A 23,219-nucleotide genomic window follows, 5' to 3' on the forward strand; every position below is an offset into this window, starting at 1 on the left:
TCACGACATGAAATCTGGTGCTGAAGGTGCTCACTTTTTTGGGGCCCTTTTGCTCACATTTTCGTTTGACAAACACATTGTCTAGCATTACTATACCAGATAATGTAATTGAAATAGGAGAAAATGTTTCTCGTTCCCTTAAGTGGATGTTACATTCAGCGGGTTATTCTTTGTCTATTGCATAATAAAATTTGATATGCCCGATATACGAAACTTGTCCATCAGACTTCGCAGAGGTAAAATACCCCAAACCCCGAACATGGAAAAGAGTCCTTCTGAACAGGCTACGGCAGTTATGCGCACCTGGTCAAGAAGGGCTCTTTGACCACATGTAAGACCACAGCCAGCGTCGGAGTACACGGAAACGCCGGAAACAAGAGCGTTAAAAAGCAATTGCTTTGGAATGGGAATGGCCATAACAACTATAAACAACTACAAAAAAATACCAAGAACCTCTTTGGGAGAATCCGCCCAGGCCACCCCACAACTTCATATCCGGGTGTAGCGCAGTTGGTAGCGCGCCTGCTTTGGGGCGTGAGGCCCAGGTTCGGGCCGTAGCCCTCGGAAAACCCGGAAAGCCTTGGGACAGTTGGGCTGACAGCATTTTCCCCGTCGCCGGTAACTGGTCAAAAATCGGCGTTGACCACATGTTTGACCACAATTGGAAAATTTCATATCCGGGTGTAGCGCAGTTGGTAGCGCGCTTGCTTTGGGAGGATACGCCCGGGCAGTCCCACAACTTCATATCGGGGTGTTGCGCAGTTGGTAGCGCGCCTGCTTTGGGAGCAGGAGGCCCGGGGTTCGAGTCCCCGCACTCCGACCAAATTTTGCAGAAAAACCGCCTAAAAAGGCGGTTTTTCTGCATTTTAAGTTTGATTTTTGTGGTTTTGGAGATTGCTGTTTTGCGGCGGTTTCAGTGGTGGAACAGCGGTCGGGGGATGAGTGAGCGCAGCCGCCGAAACCGCCAAATCCCTAACCCATCCCTAACGGGGAAACTTCCGCATTTTCTCCGTTTCTATCGGTGCCGTTGTCGGCCACTCCTGATCGCATGTCTACGCTGTGTAGGTTGTGAAGCAGGATTTCTCTGGCTATAAGTCAATCTTTGACCTATCTTAAATTCAATAGAGCGTCCACCAGTATTCAAACACTTTGCGATACTGGTTGCCCTTCTTCGATAGGCCGAAATACTTACGGACCTTTCGATTGGATCTTCGCTTCAGGTACTGTTGACGATCGCTGGACTTCATATACTGAATGTGCAGTCCGGAATGAAGTAATGTTCTTGATCCCTCATAGTCTCCCTTGATATACCCCATGTTTGGTGCATACCTGCTGTGCTGAATCAAAAACAGAAGATGGTCTGAGTGCCTGACACACTGGGTGCGGCGATATTGGCGGCCGGAACGTCGGCCGCATCCGGGCTCGTTTTTAGTAGATCCCAAGATCTCGGCGATCCGCTTGTTTAACTCTTGCTCTGTCATAAGTCTTCCTGCTCTGTACGGTTCGGGTGATTGGGTTGACCCCGTGCCAGGAGCCACGCTGTTTCGCGTGGTATTCCCGCCAGGCTTTCTTACTGCGTTTGTCCAATGGAACCAACTGCGTCACAGCTGATCACCTCCTTCTTTTTGTCTTGGTATGAGCACCCCAGAGGGCACAGCACAGCAATCGCTGGCTGATATACGGACGGCACCGTGGATGTTCCAATCGCAGACTCCTCTATAACAATCTCATTACAAATGGCAAAGATCGCTTGCTATTTCAGAACATATCAGGTATGCTAAGGTACTCCGCTGAGGCGGAGATCATCCTGATGAATGGAGGCGATCCATATGTCCATGATTCAGTTTCCTGTCATCGATCCTGTGGCTACCGGGGCAAATATCTGCCGGCTCCGGAAGGATCGCGGCCTGACAGTCCGAGATCTCCAGCACTATTTCGGATTTGAGGAGCCGCAAGCCATCTACAAATGGCAGCGGGGCCAGAGCCTTCCCAGTGTAGATAACCTCTATGCACTGAGCGCTTTGCTCCAGGTGCCAATGAACGAGATCATCATCTCCACTTCTCATATTGTTTCTTGGGAGCAGCAGGCAGCCGCCTGCTGCTCAGGTCTTTTTATGGGGAACTTTCTTCAGGTACAGTGGGCATGGCAGAATTTCAAAACCGCTTAGATCCTTATCCGCCTGTACCCATAGGCCTGCCGCGATCCTGCTGGACGGCCGCAGCCCTTGGGTGAACAAGCGACTTTATAAATAGAATATCACGCCATTATGGCAAGTATCAGAGAAGCGTAAGGTCGAATTCTGCTTTTGACAATGGATGTGTGTTAGAAATGGCAGTATTTCGGTGGACGAGGATGGAGGCGACTGACGAGCCTTTCACAATGAGTTATGAGCTCATGTTGCATTCATCAGATGCAGTCCATTCTTTGCCGGGGAATGCGCAGCATCATAATTCATCTGCGCCTGAACCGATCATCACTGCCTATCCATTCTGCCACGCCCACCACACCTGAAGGTGTGGTGACGGCATTTATGCAGCCGTACTCTTTTCGATAAAATCGCTGAGGATGTCCTCAAAGCTGTCATTTATGTCAAAGGGCGGCTCATAGGACACCTCGGTGTTGACCAGACACTTGTCCAGGGACATGGAGATCTCGTCAGCCCTCTTGCTGAGCGCCGTGGCCATACCTCGGATCTTGTTCCGGTCAAAGTCGATGGTGGTGACCTGCGTGGCATCACAGCGGTAGGAGACCTGGTTTCCCTCGCCGTTGAATCGGAAGCCGGAGCCTCCGCCGGCAATGGTCTTTTCACTGTTACGGAGCATAGTCATGTGGCGGAATACCTCAGCCAACTCCTGACGCTGCCGGTTCAGGCCCACCTCGCTGTCCATATCCAAATCCAATGCGTTCTTGGCGGCGTGGATAGCCCGGCACAATTTCTCCCGCTCCTCCAGCAGGGACATGAGGAAGGCGGCTACCTCGTTGGCGTGGCCGGCATACTCACTGGGAGCAGCTTCCTCCACTACGGCATCCTGAGTATCGGACATGACCTTGCTCCGAAGATGAGTGGTCTTGACCTTGACGATATTGCGCCGGTCCTGAAGGATGGCAGTGGCCTCACACATCAGGCCTTTCAGTTTATTCTGGAATCGAAACGCATCTTTCATATTCATGGATCATACCTCCCTATATCACTCCCCGGCGGAACGATTTGATGGGTCAAGCATACTCCAAACTTGATCAGTTGTCATTGAACTGCTGGTTGAATATGGAGAGGTCTGCTTTTTCGTGCATTATAGTCGGTTCCGGTTTTGCCATGTCCGCTTCCACGAAGCCGCCGGTATTCTCTGCCGTTCCTGGCTGCATGTCTACGCTGCGTAGGTTGTGAAGCCGCACTCCTCCTGCTATAATCTCGATAAAATCTTTGTACAGGAGACCAAACTCATGAACTTATATGTCACCGGCAACACCATCAAGCAGCTGCGGGAGCAGAAAAAGATGACGCAGGCAGAACTTGCAGATAAGATCGATGTCAGCAGCAAGACCGTTTCCAAGTGGGAGACCGCCAAAGGGCTGCCGGATATCTCGCTCCTTGAACCGCTTTCCGCTGCCCTGGGGGTCTCTGTTATGGAACTCATGAAGGGCGATGCGGTCATCAATCAAAACAGATCCGCCAATCTGCTTCGCTCCAAGCTGTACGTCTGCCCCATCTGCGGCAACGTGATCCACACCCTGGGGGATACGGTCATCAGCTGCTGTGGTGTGTCTCTTCCAGCTTTGGAGGCTGAGGCACCGGACGAACACCACGAGATCCAGATCGAGCCGGTAGAAGATGAGCACTTCATCACCGTCCATCATCCCATGACCAAATCCCACTACATTTCTTTTTTGGCCTATGTGACATCCGAAAAGTTTCAGATGATCAAGCTGTACCCGGAAGGAAACGCAGAGTGCAGATTTCGTCTCCGAGGCCGAGGATACCTGTATTACTACTGCAATCGCCACGGATTGATGATGAAGCAGATCCGATAACCAAGTGCGATAAACACGAAGCGCAGTCAGAGTGCATCCCTCGCGGATGCACTCTGACTGTTCATATAGGGACCCATTTCACCCCACTCTCTCGAACGGGATCACCTTGCACCGGCTCTCCTCCGGCGGGTCGGGCGGTTCCGGTTCCGGCTCTGGTTTGGCCGTAGCCGTTTCCATGAAGCCACCGATCTTCTCCGCCGCGCCCCTCTGCATCTCATTGGTGATGTGCGTATAAGTTTCGAGGGTGAATCCGGCGCTGAAGTGGCCCAGCATGCTGGACAGGGTCTTTGCGTCCACGCCGCTGGAGAGGGCCATGGTGGCGAAGGTGTGCCTGAGATCGTGGAAGCGCACATGTTCCTCGATTCCGGCCATTTCCAGCAGCTTGCGGTTGATTCGGGACACCGCGTCCGGGCTCCAGTAGCCGCCGGTGCGGGGCGATGGGAACAGGATGGGGTTGTCGGGGTGCTGTTCATGCTCCCGCACCAGGATGTCCACCGCCTGCTGGGACAGCGCCACCCTGCGGATGGAGTTCCTGGTCTTCGGCTCCGTCACCACCAGCTCCCCGTCGATGCGGGTGACCTGCTTGCTCACCGAGAGGATGCGGTCCTTCACGTTCAGGTCATCCCACAGGAGCGCCAGCAGCTCCCCGCGCCGCAGGCCGCTGGACAGCTCCAGGAAGAACATGGGCAGGACGCCGTACTTCTCCGCCTCGCGGAGATACCCCCCCAGCTTCTCCGGTGGGATGATGGTCATCTCCCGGTGCTCTTTGCGCGGGATGCGGCAGTTGTCGCAGGGGTTGTAGGGGATGATCCGCTCCTTGACCGCCTGCTTGAGCGCCGAGGAGAGCACCATGTGAATGCGGCGCACCGTACTGCCGGACAGGGCCGCGTTGGTCTGCGCTTCAAACCGCTGTACCCGCCCCTTGGCCTTGGAATCGTTGTACATCTGCTGGATCTGGATGGCGGTGAGCCGCTTGAGCTTGACCATCCCGATGGCCGGCACGATGTGGTTCTCGATGATATTCCTGTAGTTCTTGGCGGTGTTGGGGCGGATCACCGGCTTGCTGTAGGTCTCGAACCACAGTCTGCACCACTCCGCCACGGTGTAGTCCTCGTTGTGGTCCATCGGGATGCCCCGGTTGTCCCGGATGGCCCGGTCCAGCTTTTCCTTGCACTCGGCCCGCGTCTTGGCGGACACGCTTTTCTGGATGGCACGGCCGGTGGCGGGGTCGATCCCCAGGGTGTATCTGCCCTCCCAGCGGCCGTTGGGCTTTCTGCGAATGCTGCCCTCGCCGTTTGCTCGTTTCTTTGCCATTGGTTGTCCCTCCTTTCGGCAACACAAACAAATACCACAGAATCCCGGAAATAGCTACTAAAATATTTCCGTCTTTTGAGCCGCCTGCTCCTCGATCCACGCCATAAACTTATCCCGGGGGACGATGATGCGGCTGCCCAGGGTGATGGTGGGGAAATCCTTCCGGTGCGCCACCTCGTAGGCGTGGGCCAGGCCGATACCCAACACATCGGCCACATCCTGCACGGTCAGCATCAGAGGGAGCTCGTTGAACGAGTTATACTTGGATCGTTTCATCAGATTCCTTTCCACCCTTCCCGCGGAAGGGATTTTATTCTTTGTTTTGAGGCTCATTTCTTGCGCCGCTCACATGGTCATTTGCGGCCACTGTTCCTCGTGGTCATCCGGCTTGTGACCCATAGCGATCTTCTTCTCCCGCAGCTTTCTGAGCCGCTTGCGGTCGATCTGGATGCCGCCGGGGCGGGACTCGGGCAGGGAGTTGTCCTGGAACACCCGGCTCATGTGGTAGAGCAGCCGCGTTACCGCCAGCATCACATCGGGCGGACGCTGTTCCTCCCTGTGGTCCAGAAGGTACCGGGCGTATTCGTTCCCCTGCTCCGCCGACCGGGTCAGCCATTGAACGGCGCGCTCCTCATCCCGGGGCACTTCCTTTCCCATGAGGTACAGCTTGCCCAGCAGGTACTGGGCATAGGGATTGTCTTGCTCGGCGGAACGGGTGAACCACTCCACGGCGCCCGCCGCGTCCTGTTTCGTGATCTCGCCGCGGAGCAGCTCTTTGCCCAGGCGGTACATGGCCCACCTGTTTCCGCCTTCCGCAGCGGTGCGCAGCCAGTCCATGCCCCGCGCGGTGTCCCGCACCTCCAGATCATCCGAGAGGTACAGTTTGGCCAGGGCGTACTGCGCCGCCAGATGCCCCTGCCGGGCGGCCTGCTCGAACCAATACCGGGCGTTCACCCCGTCGGGGATCAGCAGAGGGCCGTCCCGCCAGAGCTTGCCCAGCAGGTATTGCGAGTAGCGGTCGCCGCCCTTCGCCAGCTTCTCCAGCTCCGATACCGCGCCGCTCCGCTCCTCCATCGTCAGCTCTTCATTTCGGATGACCTCCTGCAGCGTCCAGTACGCATAGGGCGCATTTCGGAACTGCTCCGGCTCATCCCGCTGGCCCATGTCCTGGTCCTCGAAGGTAACTTGGCCCAGACGCAGCCGCTCCGCTTCCCGGATGACGGCGTTTTTGATCTGCCGGAACTCCTTTTCCTTGGAGAGCGGGAGCCGCTCCCGAGGCTTGTCGTGGTAGTAGCCATCCACCTTTCCCTGGAGCAGGAGCCACTGGTCGTAGCACTGGCGCACGATGGGAAGCCGCTCCATCTGATCCACGATCTCGTCCACCAGCCCTTTGAGCCGCTTGGGAAGGTAGCCGTAGGACTTCTTGCCCTTGACCGTCCCCAGCTGCATTGCCAGCTCCTGCATGAGCCGCTCGGCCTCCGGGTGGTCGCACAGACCGCCCTGCATCGCCTGCACCAGCTCCAGCATGGCCCGCCGCGCCTGCCGCACCAGTTCGTCCCGGGACGCCGACTTCTGCTCGTAGAGGTGGAGCATCTCGTCCCGGAAGATGTCGTTGGTCAGCCTGGACTTGATCTGTCGGATGCCCTCTTTGGTGAGATAGGCTTGTCCAGGTTTGGCCGACCAGGCCATCATGTGGACGTGCGGATGCTCCCCCTCGTCGTGGAAGGCTGCGTACCAGCGGAAGTCCGCGGGCGGTATTTTCATCGCCGCCGCGATCTCGTTGCGGTGGGCGCGGATGAGATTTCTCCACGCCGCGGCGTTGTCGAAGCCCAGCCGCGCCGCGTCCTCCCGCTTGAGGGAGAGGATGTGCGTCCACACATTTCCGGTGTACTGCTCCAGTTCCTCCATCGCTTTTTCCAGCGACACGCCATCGCTGTCGCCGAACAGACCGTGGGAACCCAGCCGCTCCGCCCGGGGCCGGGTGGCGATATACTTCAGATACTGCTCCGACTGACGGAGCGCGTCCCAGTTGGATTCCAGCGCCAGGGTGAGGAAGGCAAAGGCCGCCGCCTTGGTGGGCTTGGCCTGGTAGCTCGCATACTCATAGAGGGTCTTGGTGTCCGGGAAGTTCTTCACCAGCTTGGCGATAAGCTGCTCCTGCTTGCGGGTGGGCGGGCGGTCATCCGGAAGAATTTCTACCCGCTCCCGGGTTGCGATGTAGCGAAGGTACCCGGCCGCGCCGCCGGTGCTTTTGATATAGGGGCTTTTCAAGATCAGTCTTGCCATGGGTCACCATCCCAGTTCGGCTCCTCGGCGGCGCGCGCCCGCTTCTCCAGCGAGATAAGACCGTTGGTGGCTTTCACGTTGTGGACGCTCTCCGCCCGTCTGCGTTTCAGATCGTCCCGGTCAATCTCCATCGCATCCGCAATAATCCCGATGACCATATCCAGTTCCACCTCCCGGGTGTACTCCCGCCTGGCGATGAGATCCTCCAGCCGGCCCAGCCTGCCGTCCAGCACGGCCAGGAGCGCCGTGGGCAGCAGAGACTGCGCATCCTGCATCTCCAGATAGTCCACATAAAAGTTGACGGCCTTTTCCACGAACTCGTTTTTGCTCCGGCAGTTGTCCGCGGCGTACCACTGCTCCAGCCTGCGACTGGTCTCCGGCTTCATCCGCAGCGGGAGCCGCTCTTTTGTTTCGTTACCCATAAAAATCCTCCTTTCATCCAAACAGACATCGGCAAAAAGCCTGCAACACAGGGCTTTGTGGGAAAGCTGACGCCAGCGGCCCTTTTTCTGTCCGTCAAAGACGCCAGCTTTCGCACCCCCGAAACTGCCCGCACTGCGGGCAGAAGTGGCCGACCGGGCGGCGCTTGCGGCGCCAGGGTTTTATCCTGCTTTTTCCTTCGTCCCCGTGTTTTCCTCCACCCCCGGAAGCGATTCGGGAAGCAGCTCTGGAAACGCCCCTAAAAGCGGCCCAAATTCGCCCTCCAAGCCTGAGGGGGTATCCACCCCCGCACCCTCTCCCAAAGACGCACACAGGGCGTTCTGGGGGCTTTTGCGGGCGGATTCCGCCAATCGCTCCGCCGCCCTCTGATGGACGGCATCCTCCTCCAGCTGCCGGAACTGCCGCTCATAGAACGATTCTACCGCCGCCTGGATGGGGCAGATGGTGTAGAGCAGATTTCCGTTGAGCGGCCTGCCGTCCTTGCTTCGTATCATTGTCGGCTCGGTGCGGATAAGACCTTTCTCCTCCAGGCTGCGCACATACTTGCTGACCGTGTTTTCGCACATTCCCAGCGCCTTGCCGATGGTCCTGTAGCTGGGCCAGCACTGATAGGTTTCTCTGTTCTCGATGCTCAGCAGATAGCAGTAAATCGAAATCTCCGGATGATTGAGACCGATGTGAAACACTTCGTTGGGAACCAGAAAATAGTTTTTGTTGGGATCGCGTTTGGGCCACTGCCGGAACTTCATACAGCACCTCCTGTCCTTTCTTCGTTTGCAGCACGAACATCATCCTCCATACACCGTCCGCTCATTCGGACATGAGCATCACCTCACCGAAGAACAGCTGTGTATTCTCGATTGACCGTTCCTCAAAATTCAGTTTGAAAATACCCCCTCACTACTTAGCCGAACCATATAGCGGGCTGACATAAAATTGACAGAAAAAGAGCGCCTGCCATTTGGCAGACGCTCTCGTTCTGGTGTAAGCGTATCAAGTTGTTTTGGGCCGCAGGCGACAGATCCCGTCCGCTTCATCCCGCTCCTTCAGCAGCTGCGCCAGCGCAGTCAGAAGTTTCTTTTGTAGATAGTCCACGCTGCCGCGGTTCAGCTGATGGGCTTCCGCGTACTTGCGGATGGACAGGCCGTCCACGAACCGTTCCTGGAAGTACGCTTGGTGATCCTGCAACACCGTCTTCAGCGCGTTGTCCAGAAACTGTATGTCCTCTTTCAGTTTGGCAAAGTCGCTTCGGGTGATAGCGGCATACCGCTTCTCGTTCATGCAGAGGCGATACTTGGCCGAATCGAAACGATAGTTCTCGCAGAGCTCTTTGGCGTATGCAAGGTAGGTGGGCGCAGATTGATAGGCGCGGGAGTCGTATTCTGCATCCTGCTCCGCGCTCTTTTTTCGGATCGGCCCGCGCATACCGTCCTCAGCAAGATTGGAGATGACTGCCTCGGTGATCTTCATATTGGTGACCCTCTTGTACCTGGCCCTCCGCTCGCCGTCTATCTCTACGAACGCGCAGAAGGATTTCTTGCTCATTGTGAAGTACCGCGGAACCTCAGAAAAAGAATAGGAGCGCAGGATGACCGTCTCCTCACCGGTTTCAGCATCCTCAGCCGCCGTGACCAGATAGATCAGCTTGCCGTCGTACCGCCGGTAGTACCCTGCCCGGATTTTTCTGTCTGCCATCTGGTCACCTCACCTTTCTGAATATGCTTTTGGCTACTGTGTGCAGAGTGGTCATTGCGATTTTCGCAATTACCACCCGCTTCTGGTTAGCGAAATTCTTCGTTTCAAAAATTCCTCCGACTGCTCCATTCTTTCCTTTTGGCGTTGGCCCGCAAGCAAAACAACAAATACTTCAATTCAGAAGCTACACCGCACAGTTGCCTTATGCTTTCAGCTTATATATGCGGTTTCGATTGCCGCCCTCGGTAACAATCGTTTCTTCAACAATCATCTCACCGAGTATCCGTCTTGCGCGTGCGTCTTTAACACCAAGCATATTGGAAATGTCCGAACACTTTGCAGAAGCATGATCGGTAAGATATTCAAGGATAGCAATTTTCTGAGCGGCTGTTTTTGCTCCTTTATCGCCGCTTTTTATCGCTACTTGTTTATCGCTACTTTCTTTTTTAAGTAGCGATAATGACAGGACCGTTCTGTCCGGCTCTGAGGTCTCCTCTATGATGGGTTCTGTCCATCTCTGCTCACGCCAGACGCGGAAGATATTTGGAATGCCGCTGCCGGCACGCTCACCGATATCGATGAGGTTGAACATCTTCAGCATGGTTCCGTTGCGAGGGTCGGAGATACCACCACTTTTCGCTGCGTCGATTTCAATGCGGAAACTGCCGGGGTTGGACATGGTGATGGCATTTCGCTTTTTGATGATGACCAGGCCCTGCCTGCCGTAATAGTCGGCATTGACCAGGCAGTTTGCCAGAGCTTCACGGAGCGCCTGATGCACGGACGTATCACCCACTCTGGTACCGCCGTCCATATACTCCCGCAGCTATTTCTTTGTTTAGGCGGCGCATATTTTGTGCCGCTTATGGCCTCTGTCCACCTTACTGCTCTGTTTCATAAGGCCAGGTATTAATGCCGCCAAATTCGTAGATGTTGGTATAACCCAACTCGGCCAGTGTGGAGGAGGCTGTCTTGCTGCGGTTTCCGCTGCGGCAGTAGACCAGCACCGTGGAATCCTTCTCAGGGATTACCTCGGCGGCAGTTGTTTCGTCAATAGTACCCACTGGCAGCAAGACAGCGCCAGGGATGTGGCCGCTGTCATACTCGCCCTGCTCCCGCACATCCAGAATGATGACCTCCTGAGAGTCCATCATCTCTTTGGCTTCTTCCTGGGTGATCTGCTGGTAGGAGCCGTCGGCGGAATTTCCGCCGCATCCGGTCAGCAACAGCAAAAGGGAAATGAGTAGGGGTAAGATTCGTTTCATTTGAGTTCCTCCAAAAGTCCGGCGGCAAAAGCTTTATGACTCTGCTCCGTGAAGTGTACGCCGTCATAGGCCAGAGGGATGTCCCACTTCCCGACATCGGTAAAACGGACGCCCAGTCACTCCGCCAGGGCCTGGCTGAGCTGGGCAAAGGTGCGGGAGTCCTCAATGAGTTGCATGCTTGGACCCCACTCGCCCATAGCCATTGGCGGCGGTGCAATCAGCAGGATCTTGCTTCAATCCAGGGATATACCGACGAGGAACCTCTCCAGCCGCTTGGCAGTCTGCTCCGGGCTTCGGCCCTGAAGCAGATTGTTGGTTCCCAGCCCCACAATCAGCAAATCAGTGTCATCTGGGAGAGCTGGGGCAGAAACAGGAACCTCCCGGCCATTCTGTCCCATGTTGTAGACGGTCCAGCCGGTTTCCGCAGCCAGGGATTATCCCCATCATAGCGTCCGCCGAAATAGCCACGGGAATCGTAGCCGCAGGTGTTAGAACGGAGTCAACCCAGTATTTTTCGCAACGCATCAACAATTGCGTCAATATCATTCTCTATATTATCTTTTCCAAATGACAACCTAATGGTTCCTTTTGCCTCCGTTTCATCTAAGCCAATAGCCTTTAGCACATGAGACACCTGTGTTTCTGCACTATTACAAGCAGAGCCAGTAGAAACACAAATCCCCATCAAATCTAATCTATGCAAGAGGGCTTCACCGCTATGGCCAGGGAACGAGAGGCTCAAATTTCCAGGGATATGCACCTCGCTCCCATTTCGGGAGAATCGTATATTTGCATTTGACAACCCTACAAGCAATCTGTTTTCCAGTAAAGCTAAATGTGACGCTGTATCTTTCATTGCAGCCACATTCTTTTTTAGTGCAGTGGCCATACCAACTATCGATGCAACATTCTCCGTTCCGGCTCTCATGTGGTGTTCCTGTCCACCTCCGCTTGCGTATGGCATCAGTGGCGTCCCTTTTCGAACATACAGAAAACCTATCCCTTTTGGGCCATTAAACTTATGAGCAGAAGCGGAAAGCATATCTACACCAAGCAAATTCACATCTATTTCAATATGCCCAACTGCCTGAACAGCGTCTGTATGAAATATGGCACCACAGGAATGTGCAATAGCAGCTAAAGCAGAAATATCCTGAATAGAGCCAATCTCATTGTTTGCTGTCATGATGGAAACCAATCGAGTGTCAGAATTGATATATTCTGACAGGGTTCCGACATCCACTATGCCAGTACAATCCACAGGGAGATAGGATACAGGGTACCCCATACTTTCTATATCAGCACACGGACGCAGAATCGCATGGTGTTCAATGACTGAAGTTATGAAAGCATGTTTGGTAGAGCCTGAAAACGCGGTTCCTTTTATGGCCCAGTTGTTACTCTCTGTACCGCCTGAGGTGAAAAATATTTCTTCGGGTTCAGCGCCGATGCATCGAGCAATTGTTTCTCTCGAGTTCTTTAGTGCTTTTTTCGCCGTTCTCGCAAATGAGTAGGGTTGTGAAGCATTACCATACTCTCCCAAAAGATATGGCTTCATTGCCTCAAAAGCATCCATATCCAATTGTGTTGTAGCTGCATTGTCAGCATAAATGAATCGCTTCACAATCCCACCTCACTCAAACAATTTACATCCTTCTTCTTTGAACTCCTCAATTTTCTCAAGGAGCTCCTGGACAGTACATCCCAGATACTCAGCAAGGCAATCCATACAGTAGAAATTCTCTATATCTTCACCCAAAAGTTTTTTGTTGATGCCAACGGTATTTTTGCTGAGATTCTTTTGTCCACAAATAATGCAATCAGTTCTCATATGAAATCTCCTTCAACGAGAAGGAAGGCACATCCTTACCCTTGAACTCTACATCAAGAATCCCAAGTTGCCGTTTAATGATTTTCCGCATACGAACAGCAGGCCGGAGGCAATACTGCTGGAATCTCTTGGGGTTGATATCCTGTGCGCTCCGCACATTCGGGAAGAGCAGTTTCAAATATGCTGTTGCAATTCGCTTTACGGCCTCCGTGTCACGGGTATCTGCCTTATCAGGCACATCAACAATTTGGTCAACAATCGCTCTGTAGCTCACATCATTGCGAAGCTCGTGCAAAATGGTGCAAAAGTATTCTGAATTCAACGCCCAGCCGGACAGTTTCAAATCATCATTCATTCTCGGTATATCCCACCCCTTGATGAAACCATGGATTCGGTCTACCAATGCACTTTCTTGAAATAGTGACGGCAGCTCGGAGAACATATTCTGCCACTCATCCATATTATCCTGTGCGATGTTACCCAGGAAGATGATGCCCGCATCAGATTTCCCCTCATAGCCACCAATGTTAAACTGCCCATACTCCATATATCCCTGCATGATGGATCGCATTTCATTCACATCGCCGAACTGCACCAACTTTACCTCATCGATTGCAATAAAGTCATGTCCGGTAACAAAGCCGGGAGTCTTCCGAGCGGTATCATAAAACATTTTTGCCCGAGTTACCTTTCCGCCATCTGTTAGAAGACCATATTTACTCACATGACCAAACACATAGGACTTACCAGTTCCTTTCGGAGCCAGCTCAATTAGATTAAGACGCTTTTCGACAAAAGGCAGGATGCGAGTTAGCATCGAAAGTTTTTGTTCTTCACTTTCGTATCCACCGGCATTGTAGTCAATTGCCCCCAACAGTACATCTATCCATTCGGAAGTTGTAAATTCATTTCGCACATCCTTATAGTAATCAAGATCGATGGTATAAGGACAAAAATTTGTAAACCCAGTAAGACGAATTTTTCCTGGAATTTTGGGCTTCACGGTGTCATCAGGAGGGCGATAGCCAAGTTCGACCACGCCCCAAACCTCTTGCCCGCTGACCAGCTCTCCACGGTACTGGTCCCATATGGATACATCAATCATGGTTTCTTTGTTTGTTAACCCAAAGTCGGGCAACGAAAATGTTATTTCTCCTGTTTTGATGCTGATATCCACAGAAATTTTCGTGAGGATTTTAACACGCTCATTGTCGTTAATAATTCTATCTTTGATTCTGACCCATTCTTCTTTGTTTGGCAGATAGGTGTGGATGAAATCTGTGAGCTCGTCGATATCCAGATTTCCTTCATCATCAGCAAACTTTTTCAGTAGCCAGTCTCTCAAAAATGATGGAAGACCTAACGCAGAAAAGAAGTTGCTTTTTTTCAAATCCTTGTAGACGACCATTTCATCGAAACAATCCCTAAGTTTTTCTGTCACCGAGCACCCCTCCTTACAGAATGTTCTTTTCGCTGCCACTTTCCTTCTTTACTCTCAAAGGAAGGTCAGTAGCCACAGGCATTCCGCCAGCAACCACATCTACGCTGTATGTTTTGGCACGGCGGATTTCGGCCATCTCCTCTACGACATAGAAATTTTCATCAATTGGCTTTGCTTCATAGACATGACCATCTATTACAACACTAACATCTACCAACTTTTCGGTGGAGAATACTTTAATTGCAGCCCTCTTGCGGAAGCTGACAGTAATTTCAGGGACACCGGTAAACATCGCTGTCGAATCAAGCGGCATTATCTTTACTTCAATGGCAGAGTTAAGGTACGAAATCTCAATAATTGGTACAGTAATTTCCTCCAATGTTGCACCACCATGAGCCTCAACATTGGCTTTCCGGCTTCCTCTGAAACGGTCATAATTAGCAAGTGCCCAGAAATCTTCAGCATCAGTTGCACTGTCTGGCCTCATATCGATTTCGCTTTTGGGACAGCATCTCCCTGAATGCTCTCCTTTTGATTCCATTTCCCATAAATTCTCAGTCTCATGAATCACCGCCAGTCTACTGGCACCATGGTCTGCGATTAAGATGGCCTTTTGATAGTCCCCGTTTGTGAGTTTTGTTTTGACTTTCTTCAAAAGCTCATCAATCAGCTCCAGTTCGCGAATCAAATGAATTGGGAGCTTTCTATCCTCACGACTATAATCATACCCTTCTTCACCGTGATGCTTGATTTTATCTATTTTATCAACAGTAATAATCGGGAACTGTTCTGTGGATAACACATCCCAAAATTCCTTATTCCGGCTCGTAATGGAGGGAAGTTCACATCTGCATACTGTGATTTTCGCCATCAACTCAAGAGCATGACATCTGGCCATAATATAGCCAAGATATTCAACGCCCAATGCATCAGTGAAATAGGTCTGAGCGTTTGATACATCGATTCCCTCAATCACAGAACTCCGAGGCCGAAGAATGATATTGTAGTCTCTATCGACTGCCTGCTTCTCAACGACCTCCATGAAGTTCGGAAAAATCTTGTTGACAACCTTTTGGTATTTATACTCTTGAAAATAACTGTCAAGCAATTCGTTTTTGAAACGGTATGGTGTCAGGTAAGCATGAAGGTCAGGATAGATGCGCTCCAATACACTAAAGAGTTCAGTCCTTTCAAAGTCTTCACTGTATCTATCCAGTAACTTGAAAATAAGCTCTTTTTCCTGAATAGTGTTGTCTGTTAGATAGTAGAGCGCATACTTTCCCTTGCTCTGGACAATCTTGCAAAAATTATTAACTTCATCAAGCGGGTTGCCAATGGCATTCAAATGTGCTTTTCTGCGTTCATATATGGCCGCAAATATGCCATCTGTTGGCTCGACTTCTAAAATAGTGCGATACAAATTGTGAACGAGCCCCGCCGGGGAAGAAGCTGCCTCTATTGCCTTGTTTAAGTATGAGTCATTGCCCGCATGGAACAGTTTGAGCCCAATAAAGTACAACCAAAGCCATTTTTTATCTGCACTATTCTGCTGGTAGGTAGAGATAACAATATCCAGATTGTGGATACTCCCTATTTTTGCAGAAATGAGCTGTTGCCACGAAGGGTATTTTTGAAATTCTGCCAGGGCATACTGCCATTCTTCTTTGCTGCCATAACCTTCTGCCAATCCAGCTGTCATTCCGTCCAAGTGGCACAAAACCGCGTAAGGATTCTTCAGGTCTGAAATTGTATAGAGGGAAAATGGGTAACTGTCCTTGCTCTTGTGGGTTTCGATGTATAGCACTTCTGCGGTGGTTGATTCCACCGCTTTAGCTATACCTCGAAGCCCCTTTACCGCCAGACTTGTGCCCGTGAGTTTGATGCCTTCTTCAGTAAAAACAAGTCTGGGCCGAACAGATCGTACTCCATCCAAAATACAAACTCTGCTATCCACACGCCGATCGCTTTTGATAAGAGTGCGCAGATATTCGTCACATTGAAAGGTGAGAATTACCGCATGACCGGCAATACTCATAGATAGAAGTTCTTTTAATTCTTGCACCAATGCCTTTTCGCCTTTTAACATGAAGAAACTCGAAATTTCACTAACAAAAAAACTGCTGTTTTCGTTGGCAAGGCGCTCAAGAATGTTCGGGATTATAGGAAATTCGTCTGCTTTACAAAACTCCGCGTCAGAAGCACACAAAAAGACATTCTGGGGCAATTTATAATGGAGCACGATAGCATCCAAATCTGCCTTGTTTTGAACATCGACAATAAGAGGTTCGACATTATCCTTCTTCAGATAACGGTCAATTTTTTTAATGACTTCTTGGATGGTCATTTTGCACCTCCTTAATCCCCTTTGATGATCTCCATGCCAACAACCATGTTATCCCGAATGAGGTCCTTTAGATACTTCTTCACATCAGCAATATCCATTTCATCAATTTTGGCAAGAGCACGGTCACAACCGCCCTGATTGTACTTTGCTTCCGCCATCTGACGAAGCTTCTTCTCAATTTCAGGAAGGCCAAACCAATCAAACGGCTCTGCTGTGATGTGAGAGTCAAGATAATCTTTCACTTCCTGAATATCAGTCAGCATAACAGAATAGCTTCCAATAATGCTGCTCTGGAACGCTTTATCCAAAGCTGCGGCATTATCCAGCAAGTCAAAGAATTTTGCAGAAGCAAAGTACTCCATTGCACGGTCAATTGACTGCTCATCGGCCTTTGGGCGATTGACAGCACCAAATGCGGCTTTTGCCTTTGCCACCTCGCTATCTGGAACAAGGCACAAAATGGGCATCTTATGTTTTTTCGACCAATCCCGAGGAGACTCTGTTCGGGTTTTCTCTCTCCACAGCTTCTTTAACTGCGTATTTTTCTGTCCCTCTTTGTAGGCGGCAACTTTGGCCTCGACCTGGTTCAAATAGTCCGCTTTTTCGTAGGTGAACGAGCCAGCGGGCATTGTGGAAAATACTTCCTTAATTTCGTCGTCCGACAGATTATCAAGATAATATCCGCATACACGCTTGAACAAATCAACCTGGTTATTATAGAAATTGCGGAATGTGCTTTCATTAGACTGAACGAGTTCCAAGAAGGTTTGCTTCTGGGAATCCAACAGAGTTCCAGCTTTTTTCAGGGTATAGAGCATCCCGAGGAATGGTCCCAAATCATCGAGATAGTTTTTTGCGGCCACATAGGAGATGCGAATATACCCACACTTGTCGCACCATTCCCGTATGGTCGCATCATAAGAGATGCTTTTAGAGATAATCTTATTGCTTTCTACAATGATTTGATACTCCAGAATAACCTCACGGATTTTCTGTTGTGCGGTTTCGACATTCCACACCCAGTTTGCTGCATCTGCATCGAACTTTTTGCGAAGGGCATTGATGTATTGCCCCCCATCGCCAACCGTTTCAGCAAGGGAAACAAGAGCACCGTTTTCAAAAGTTTCAAGGTAGGCAGCCATGCCCTGGGTACACTTTTCTTTGGTCAAAATGCTTTGCAAATCATTTGCAGCATTTCCGTTGGCGAGGGCAAGATTCCCGATTGCCATGGCAATATCGCTGTCAGTCGTTCCGGCTCCCAGGTTATTACTGTTGGCAATCCCGTAGAAAGAATCGATGATTTCAGACAACACAGAGATTTCGGTTTGAAGCGTCTCTTTCTTAAGAATGTACTTCAAAGTCCAAATAGGGAACGAAAATTCCTTCATCCTACTGCGGATGCGTTCTCTTGTGTTCGGAACAGAGGTACACATATTGAGCGGAATACCAAATGCTACAGAAGTAATTTCATTGAAAGCCTTCTCTGCAGGGGTCATCGCAACAATATACTTGTCTTTGTAACGAGGATTCGGTGTAATTTCGAGACGAATGACCTCATCAATCATTTCCTTGAGCTTGTTGACATTCAAAACATCGTTGGTGAGTCCATCGCTCCAGCTATATGTCCCGAAAGCGTACTCTTTAAGCACAAAGCCCAGAATAAATGCAGACAGATTACAGGGCATAAAACCGTAGGGTGCAGCCTTCAAAACATCATAAATTTTCTTAATTGATACACGGCCACCACCGTTCTGGAATCCATCATTTATGATTCCATCAACGCACACCTTGATTTTAGAAATCAAAAGATGAGGTTTGGAAACCCAGTATTCAGGCACCTTCCATGCACCGTCAAGAGCGGTTTCCAACTTTGTGGCAGGACTGCCAGACAGGAAGGTTCCGGCAGTTTTCTCGTTGAAAGCACATTCAACACCTTGCTTCAGGCTGCTTGGTGTATACATATTGGCGATTACATTGTAAGAACCCTCAAGACAGGACACAAATTTTTTCTTGTTGATTTCTACGAGAAGCCCGTACAGAGCGTCAAGCGTAGTAGCCCGCTCACCATCCGGCTTATCGGCGGTGTGAACCATGAATTCACCAGCAACAATGCGGGTTTTCCATTTTTTCAACGAATCCTTTGCATTGTTGGCATACTGAGTAACTAATGCAGGGTCTTTTCCTTGCTGGGACATAGATAACGCCATATCGTGACGATATACGCCGTATCCATCCGCACCAAACGGGGTTCGGCTGGCATCAATAAAAACCATGTTGTAAGTTCCGGCAGAAAGGGCATCGTGGATTTTCTTACCCAGGACAACGCTTTCGGCATCATCTTTTGCGAAACATACTACGGCAACAATCTTGTTTTCATACTTTTCTTCCGTGTTGCGAAGTTGCTTGATCGTAGAATCGAAGTCGGAAGCAGAAACAAAGCGTAGCTCATAGCGGAGCTTAAGGGCACCTCCAAGGGTAATAGCGTCAATGATTCGAGTTCGATCAGCGAGTTCCTCCGTAATAAAAGCAGAAGTGCTTTTTCGGTCAATTTGCTCTTCAAAAGGCGTTACATCAATTTCGTCTTCATGGTTGTAGGCTGCATACTGGAATTTTCCACCACCGAGGGACTTGGAGAATAGCACCTTCTCTCTAACAAGCTGTTCAGCACATCTCGCTGCGGAGCCTTCCATGTCGGTTCCTTCAAACGCATTGTCGAGATTTTTTTCATTGGGAATAAACAGTTCAACAGAGTCGCCGGCGTATTGGGAAATTGCTTGCAACAGAAGAACCGTCTTCAGAACTCGTTTTTGGTCAGAATCAAGTCGTTGATTCCCGGCACGGTTATAGTAGTCGAGAATAGAGCGAATATCGTGCGCCAGATATTCCTTGCCTTTGTCATAGAAGAATTCCCAAAGCATATCAACAGAGAGTAGCGGGTTATCATCCTCCGGCCCGAAATTGTCAATAAACCATTGGAAGCCTTTAATTTCATCCCCACGGTCATTCTTGATAAAGTCAAACATACTGCGCTGGTTGGAATCAAACGCAGAGGAGATGTGTTTTAAGAGCAGGGCAGCATAGGGGTGTATAGGGAGGATATCCACCATCTCTTTGTCGGTAATGCGGGCTACCGACTTCACCAGCTTGCGGGATTCCTGTGTTCTGGCGGTAAGGTCTCCGAGAGCAAGCTCCCAATCTTCGAGCACGGCTTCATCTTTGTTTTTCTCCATAGCTGCACCCATGAGCTGAAATGCGATATTTTCAGGTAGACTGATTAAGCTGTGCGGACTGACAAAGCGTCCGTTCAGCTTAATGAAGTCCTGATCACGCTCATGGAACAAACCTTGGGTAACATGGGTGACAAGCACGAAATAGAAGGGATCGGTTTCGCTGATTTCACAAAGCTCCTGGAATCCAGTGAGATTGCGGGCATTGTTGTAAAAGTATTCAGTAAACTCATCCCACATAAAGACAATAGCTTTCAAGCTGTTTGCCTGAATCACTTCACGAATCCAGTTGCTCAAATCGGTTACGCTCAACGAGAGAGCTTTTACCTGACGCTCATCGGCTACCTTAAAGATGTTGTCCATAACCTTTGCCAGCGCATCGCCAGAAAAAGTGCGTAATTTTTCAATTACAGTATCGGCATCATCTCCACCGAACAGGTTAGAGTATGTACCCGTAATCAGGCCGTTGAAATAATTTTTGTTGTCCTTATCGGAAAGCCATGTGATAGTGGCCTCTTTTAGTGCGTTTCCACCCTTGTTTTCAATTCCGGCATCGACAAGCGCTTTTTCTATGCTCTCCTGGATAGCAAAAACAAGGTTGTGGTCGCTGCGAATGGTAGCAGAGCCGTAGCGATGGACTGTCAAAATGCGACCACTGGATTTCACAGCCTGGAAGCGATTGCACAGATCATTATCCAACTTGTGCCTTTGGAAGTATTCACGAGTTTCTTCCTCACTGGAGTCCAGTAACTTCTTTAGGGTATGGACAGCGTGAGATTTGCCTGTACCGTAGGCTCCCTCCACCCACAGGCAGAGTTTCTGCTTACGCTCAAGGACACTGATTGTGTTCTTCAGAAGTTTCACAAAGGTCTCGTGGGGGAAGAATTTTTTCCACACTTCTGGGTTCTTCGTAATGACCGCTTCATTTACGGCAGGAAAATAATCTGGGTCAATATCGAAATAATGACGGTATTTTTCCAACATCGGCATTGTTTCTTCCTCCTTAGAACAGACTCAGCACATCCTGGGATGTTTTTTCGCTGTTGAGTGTGATATTATCCAGATCAAGCGTAAAGCTGGCATTGATAAAGTCTGGATAGTTGATAGTCAGGCCGTTAAGAATCTTTTCCATCTGATTGCGATCCAGTCCGAAAATCTCAGTAGGACTAACACCATCACTCTCGATGTCATGATTTAAGAGCCGAGACAAGGTGAACTGGTGATAATCCCCACAAGCCTCGGCGAATTTGTATAAGCTGTAAAGAATGACAAGTGGATTCGGATTTTTCCAAGGGATGCGAACCACGCTATTCCAAAAACGCTTTCCGTTTTTTAGCGTGTAGTCACAGACACCCAAACCAATTTCGTTGCTTAATTGAGGGATAGAAATCAGGATGTTCTTATATGCGGAGACAATGTGTGAACGAGAATTTTTACTCATTGAGTCATCCAGCATTGCATAAATGGTATCGGGGGTTTGTGCTGTAGAAAAATCAATGTTTTTGACCCACCAATTAAACTCCGAGGTGTATGTCAAATTGCAAAGCATCAACGCCCAAGCATCGGAACTCTCTATTCCAATATTATCAATAACTTTACCAAAGGGTGCAAATTTAGATTTAACAGTAACTTCGGCATCGTTCAAGAAGCTCTTGAGGTTTTTAACCATGTTGGTCCCAAGACTGTGAGGAGAAGTCCAAAATTCATCCTTTAATTTGAAATACGACCTAACCCAATCGAGTTCAATACCCATATTTCCATACCTGTCAATGCTCCCCATTTTCTTTTCTCCTTTCGGTAATCGCAACGAGTTGGCTACTAAGCAACCATGGAATACATCGTGACATTTTTTGCATTTTACACATCGGTCATCGATTGTTACATGGCCATCCTTCATAGAAATAAACCCATGTGGACAATTTGCCTCGCATACTCTACAGCCAATGCAATATGCGGTCTTTCTGAACACAGTCTTCAATTCTGACATAAAATAAATGTCTTTCTGGGTATTTGTCCCTATAACAACTGTGGCAGTTAGTCCGTTGGCATTTTCGGCAATCTCAATGTGATACAACTTATCTCTGTAAAGTACTTCGACATTACCATTCTCCAGAAATGTTATATTGCCAATTGTTTTAATCCACTGCTTCCAATCAGTTTCTATACGGGATACTTGAATTGTAAGTACACCTTGTTCAAATGATTCATTTGTATAACTTTTAGCGAATGATAATTCTTTTCCACTTCTTCGTGCTTTCCATCCACCAATGTCCATAAACTCCTTGACGGCGCTCGGAGTAGACAGCTCTTTGGAGGTTGTTTCCAGAATAATATTATTGAATGTTGTGGTTGTCCGATATCCCTTATCACTACAGCTGTATGCTTGTTCCTTAAAATACATATTCTTCGATGCGGCTAACGGGCACACAAGACATCCTGCACGGCTATTTCCTTTTTTATAAGCATCATTTATCAGGAGTTGTCTCTCATAGATATAGGAAAACAATTCGGCGGAGTTCCATTCAAGGATTGGGTGGCAACTATACTGTCCACGCACTTTCTCTCCGTGGCTAACGCCCTCGTATTCACTACGAGATGCACTTTCATCTCCACGAACGCCTGTGAACGCCATTCCTCTAAAATGTGGATTATTGGTATACTCCCTGAGTAAGATAATTTGAGGTGTAGTTTTATGCACACTACAACACCAACGCATTGTTTGTGCTGGTGGGCCAAATTGTCTCCATGTAAATTCCGGGTCGAAATCAGACTTTGCTCTTAAAAATTCAATTTTAGATTCCGTACAGTTCCGTTCAACTTGCTCAACTATTTTGTATGTGTCTGGGAATTCCATTCCAGTATCACCGAATAGAACCTTAAACTTGTTGTGCGGCAAAGCCCGCTGCACCAGATCGAGGGCTACTACGCTATCCTTACCACCACTGAACGCCACATAGAAGACATCGACTCGATCCATGTAGTCTACATAAGTGTTGTATATTTTTTTAATTGTTTCTGCGGCCAGTTTCTCCAACAGATCCCGGTTCTTTTCAACCATTACAGGGATATCAACAAAGCGGAGCGGTTGTCCATTTGGTTCTGGGTCATCCAAAATGACGATTTCAGGTGCTGTGTAAAGACTCCCGCCTTTTGTCTTGGCAACCTGCCGGCCTCGGTAGAAATAATTGTTGGCCTCCGCCCACATATATGGGGAGGAGTCATTCTTTGCATAATTCCAATACCGGTCAAATCCCAGAATATCCAGTTCTTTATAATACACCGGACGGGGTTCCTTGCTAAAGGAAAGCGGGGAACTGTTTAGCAGCAATCCGCCCGTCTCGGCAT

At 49.7% G+C, this 23,219-nt stretch carries 18 protein-coding genes and 1 tRNA gene; 3 read left to right on the top strand and 16 right to left on the bottom strand.

The window, feature by feature from the left end:
• Window positions 1-747: 747 nt before the first annotated feature.
• Window positions 748-823, top strand: a tRNA-Pro gene (locus tag I2C21_RS09320).
• A gap of 1,006 nt (window positions 824-1,829) precedes the next feature.
• Window positions 1,830-2,168: a helix-turn-helix domain-containing protein gene (locus tag I2C21_RS17800; RefSeq protein WP_347559163.1), complete on the top strand. Its 339-nt coding sequence runs from the start codon at window positions 1,830-1,832 to the stop codon at window positions 2,166-2,168.
• A gap of 361 nt (window positions 2,169-2,529) precedes the next feature.
• On the opposite strand, the gene I2C21_RS09330 is transcribed toward I2C21_RS17800, so the two are convergent.
• Both I2C21_RS09330 and I2C21_RS17570 read right to left on the bottom strand, forming a co-directional pair.
• On the bottom strand, window positions 2,530-3,171 hold the full coding sequence (locus I2C21_RS09330) for a hypothetical protein (RefSeq protein WP_195279113.1): 642 nt from the start codon (window positions 3,169-3,171) through the stop codon (window positions 2,530-2,532).
• 67 nt (window positions 3,172-3,238) lie between these two features.
• Complete coding sequence (locus I2C21_RS17570; RefSeq protein ID WP_286167251.1) at window positions 3,239-3,364, bottom strand: hypothetical protein; 126 nt, start codon at window positions 3,362-3,364, stop codon at window positions 3,239-3,241.
• 78 nt (window positions 3,365-3,442) lie between these two features.
• On the opposite strand from I2C21_RS17570, the gene I2C21_RS09335 reads away from it, so the two are divergent.
• Window positions 3,443-4,030 carry a helix-turn-helix domain-containing protein gene (locus I2C21_RS09335; RefSeq protein WP_195279114.1) on the top strand — a complete coding sequence of 196 codons (588 nt, stop codon included), beginning with the start codon at window positions 3,443-3,445 and terminating at the stop codon, window positions 4,028-4,030.
• Between the two features lie 78 nt (window positions 4,031-4,108).
• Here I2C21_RS09335 and I2C21_RS09340 read toward each other — a convergent pair whose 3' ends face one another.
• From I2C21_RS09340 to I2C21_RS09405, 14 genes are all read right to left on the bottom strand, one after another.
• Window positions 4,109-5,344 (bottom strand): tyrosine-type recombinase/integrase, encoded by a 1,236-nt coding sequence (locus tag I2C21_RS09340; RefSeq protein WP_195279115.1) that lies wholly within the window; start codon window positions 5,342-5,344, stop codon window positions 4,109-4,111.
• A gap of 57 nt (window positions 5,345-5,401) precedes the next feature.
• Complete coding sequence (locus I2C21_RS09345; protein ID WP_087188798.1) at window positions 5,402-5,620, bottom strand: helix-turn-helix domain-containing protein; 219 nt, start codon at window positions 5,618-5,620, stop codon at window positions 5,402-5,404.
• 69 nt (window positions 5,621-5,689) lie between these two features.
• Window positions 5,690-7,630, bottom strand: coding sequence for a MobP3 family relaxase (mobP3, locus tag I2C21_RS09350; RefSeq protein WP_195279116.1), 1,941 nt, complete (start codon window positions 7,628-7,630; stop codon window positions 5,690-5,692).
• Complete coding sequence (locus I2C21_RS09355) at window positions 7,618-8,052, bottom strand: hypothetical protein (protein ID WP_193536515.1); 435 nt, start codon at window positions 8,050-8,052, stop codon at window positions 7,618-7,620. The genes mobP3 and I2C21_RS09355 overlap by 13 nt, the downstream gene beginning before the upstream one ends.
• Before the next feature lie 180 nt (window positions 8,053-8,232).
• Window positions 8,233-8,820: a helix-turn-helix domain-containing protein gene (locus I2C21_RS09360; RefSeq protein WP_286167252.1), complete on the bottom strand. Its 588-nt coding sequence runs from the start codon at window positions 8,818-8,820 to the stop codon at window positions 8,233-8,235.
• A 244-nt stretch (window positions 8,821-9,064) separates the two neighbouring features.
• Window positions 9,065-9,766 (bottom strand): hypothetical protein, encoded by a 702-nt coding sequence (locus I2C21_RS09365; RefSeq protein WP_195279117.1) that lies wholly within the window; start codon window positions 9,764-9,766, stop codon window positions 9,065-9,067.
• Between the two features lie 202 nt (window positions 9,767-9,968).
• Window positions 9,969-10,580 carry an ATP-binding protein gene (locus tag I2C21_RS09370; protein ID WP_195279118.1) on the bottom strand — a complete coding sequence of 204 codons (612 nt, stop codon included), beginning with the start codon at window positions 10,578-10,580 and terminating at the stop codon, window positions 9,969-9,971.
• 67 nt (window positions 10,581-10,647) lie between these two features.
• Window positions 10,648-11,031 (bottom strand): rhodanese-like domain-containing protein, encoded by a 384-nt coding sequence (locus tag I2C21_RS09375; protein WP_195279119.1) that lies wholly within the window; start codon window positions 11,029-11,031, stop codon window positions 10,648-10,650.
• Window positions 11,032-11,530: 499 nt separating this feature from the next.
• On the bottom strand, window positions 11,531-12,655 hold the full coding sequence (locus I2C21_RS09380; protein WP_353654792.1) for a cysteine desulfurase family protein: 1,125 nt from the start codon (window positions 12,653-12,655) through the stop codon (window positions 11,531-11,533).
• Between the two features lie 9 nt (window positions 12,656-12,664).
• Window positions 12,665-12,862: a hypothetical protein gene (locus I2C21_RS09385; protein WP_195279120.1), complete on the bottom strand. Its 198-nt coding sequence runs from the start codon at window positions 12,860-12,862 to the stop codon at window positions 12,665-12,667.
• Entirely contained in the window at window positions 12,852-14,303 is a 1,452-nt protein-coding gene (brxL, locus tag I2C21_RS09390) for a BREX system Lon protease-like protein BrxL (protein ID WP_195279121.1), read from the bottom strand. The genes I2C21_RS09385 and brxL overlap by 11 nt, the downstream gene beginning before the upstream one ends.
• A gap of 13 nt (window positions 14,304-14,316) precedes the next feature.
• Entirely contained in the window at window positions 14,317-16,647 is a 2,331-nt protein-coding gene (gene pglZ, locus I2C21_RS09395) for a BREX-4 system phosphatase PglZ (RefSeq protein ID WP_195279122.1), read from the bottom strand.
• An 11-nt stretch (window positions 16,648-16,658) separates the two neighbouring features.
• Window positions 16,659-20,864: a hypothetical protein gene (locus tag I2C21_RS09400; RefSeq protein ID WP_195279123.1), complete on the bottom strand. Its 4,206-nt coding sequence runs from the start codon at window positions 20,862-20,864 to the stop codon at window positions 16,659-16,661.
• A gap of 13 nt (window positions 20,865-20,877) precedes the next feature.
• Window positions 20,878-23,154, bottom strand: coding sequence for a phosphoadenosine phosphosulfate reductase domain-containing protein (locus I2C21_RS09405; protein ID WP_353654793.1), 2,277 nt, complete (start codon window positions 23,152-23,154; stop codon window positions 20,878-20,880).
• Between the last annotated feature and the right edge of the window lie 65 nt (window positions 23,155-23,219).

Source organism: Clostridium sp. J1101437_171009_A5 (assembly GCF_015547905.1).
Classification (GTDB): Bacteria; Bacillota; Clostridia; order Oscillospirales; family Oscillospiraceae; genus Pseudoflavonifractor_A; species Pseudoflavonifractor_A gallinarum.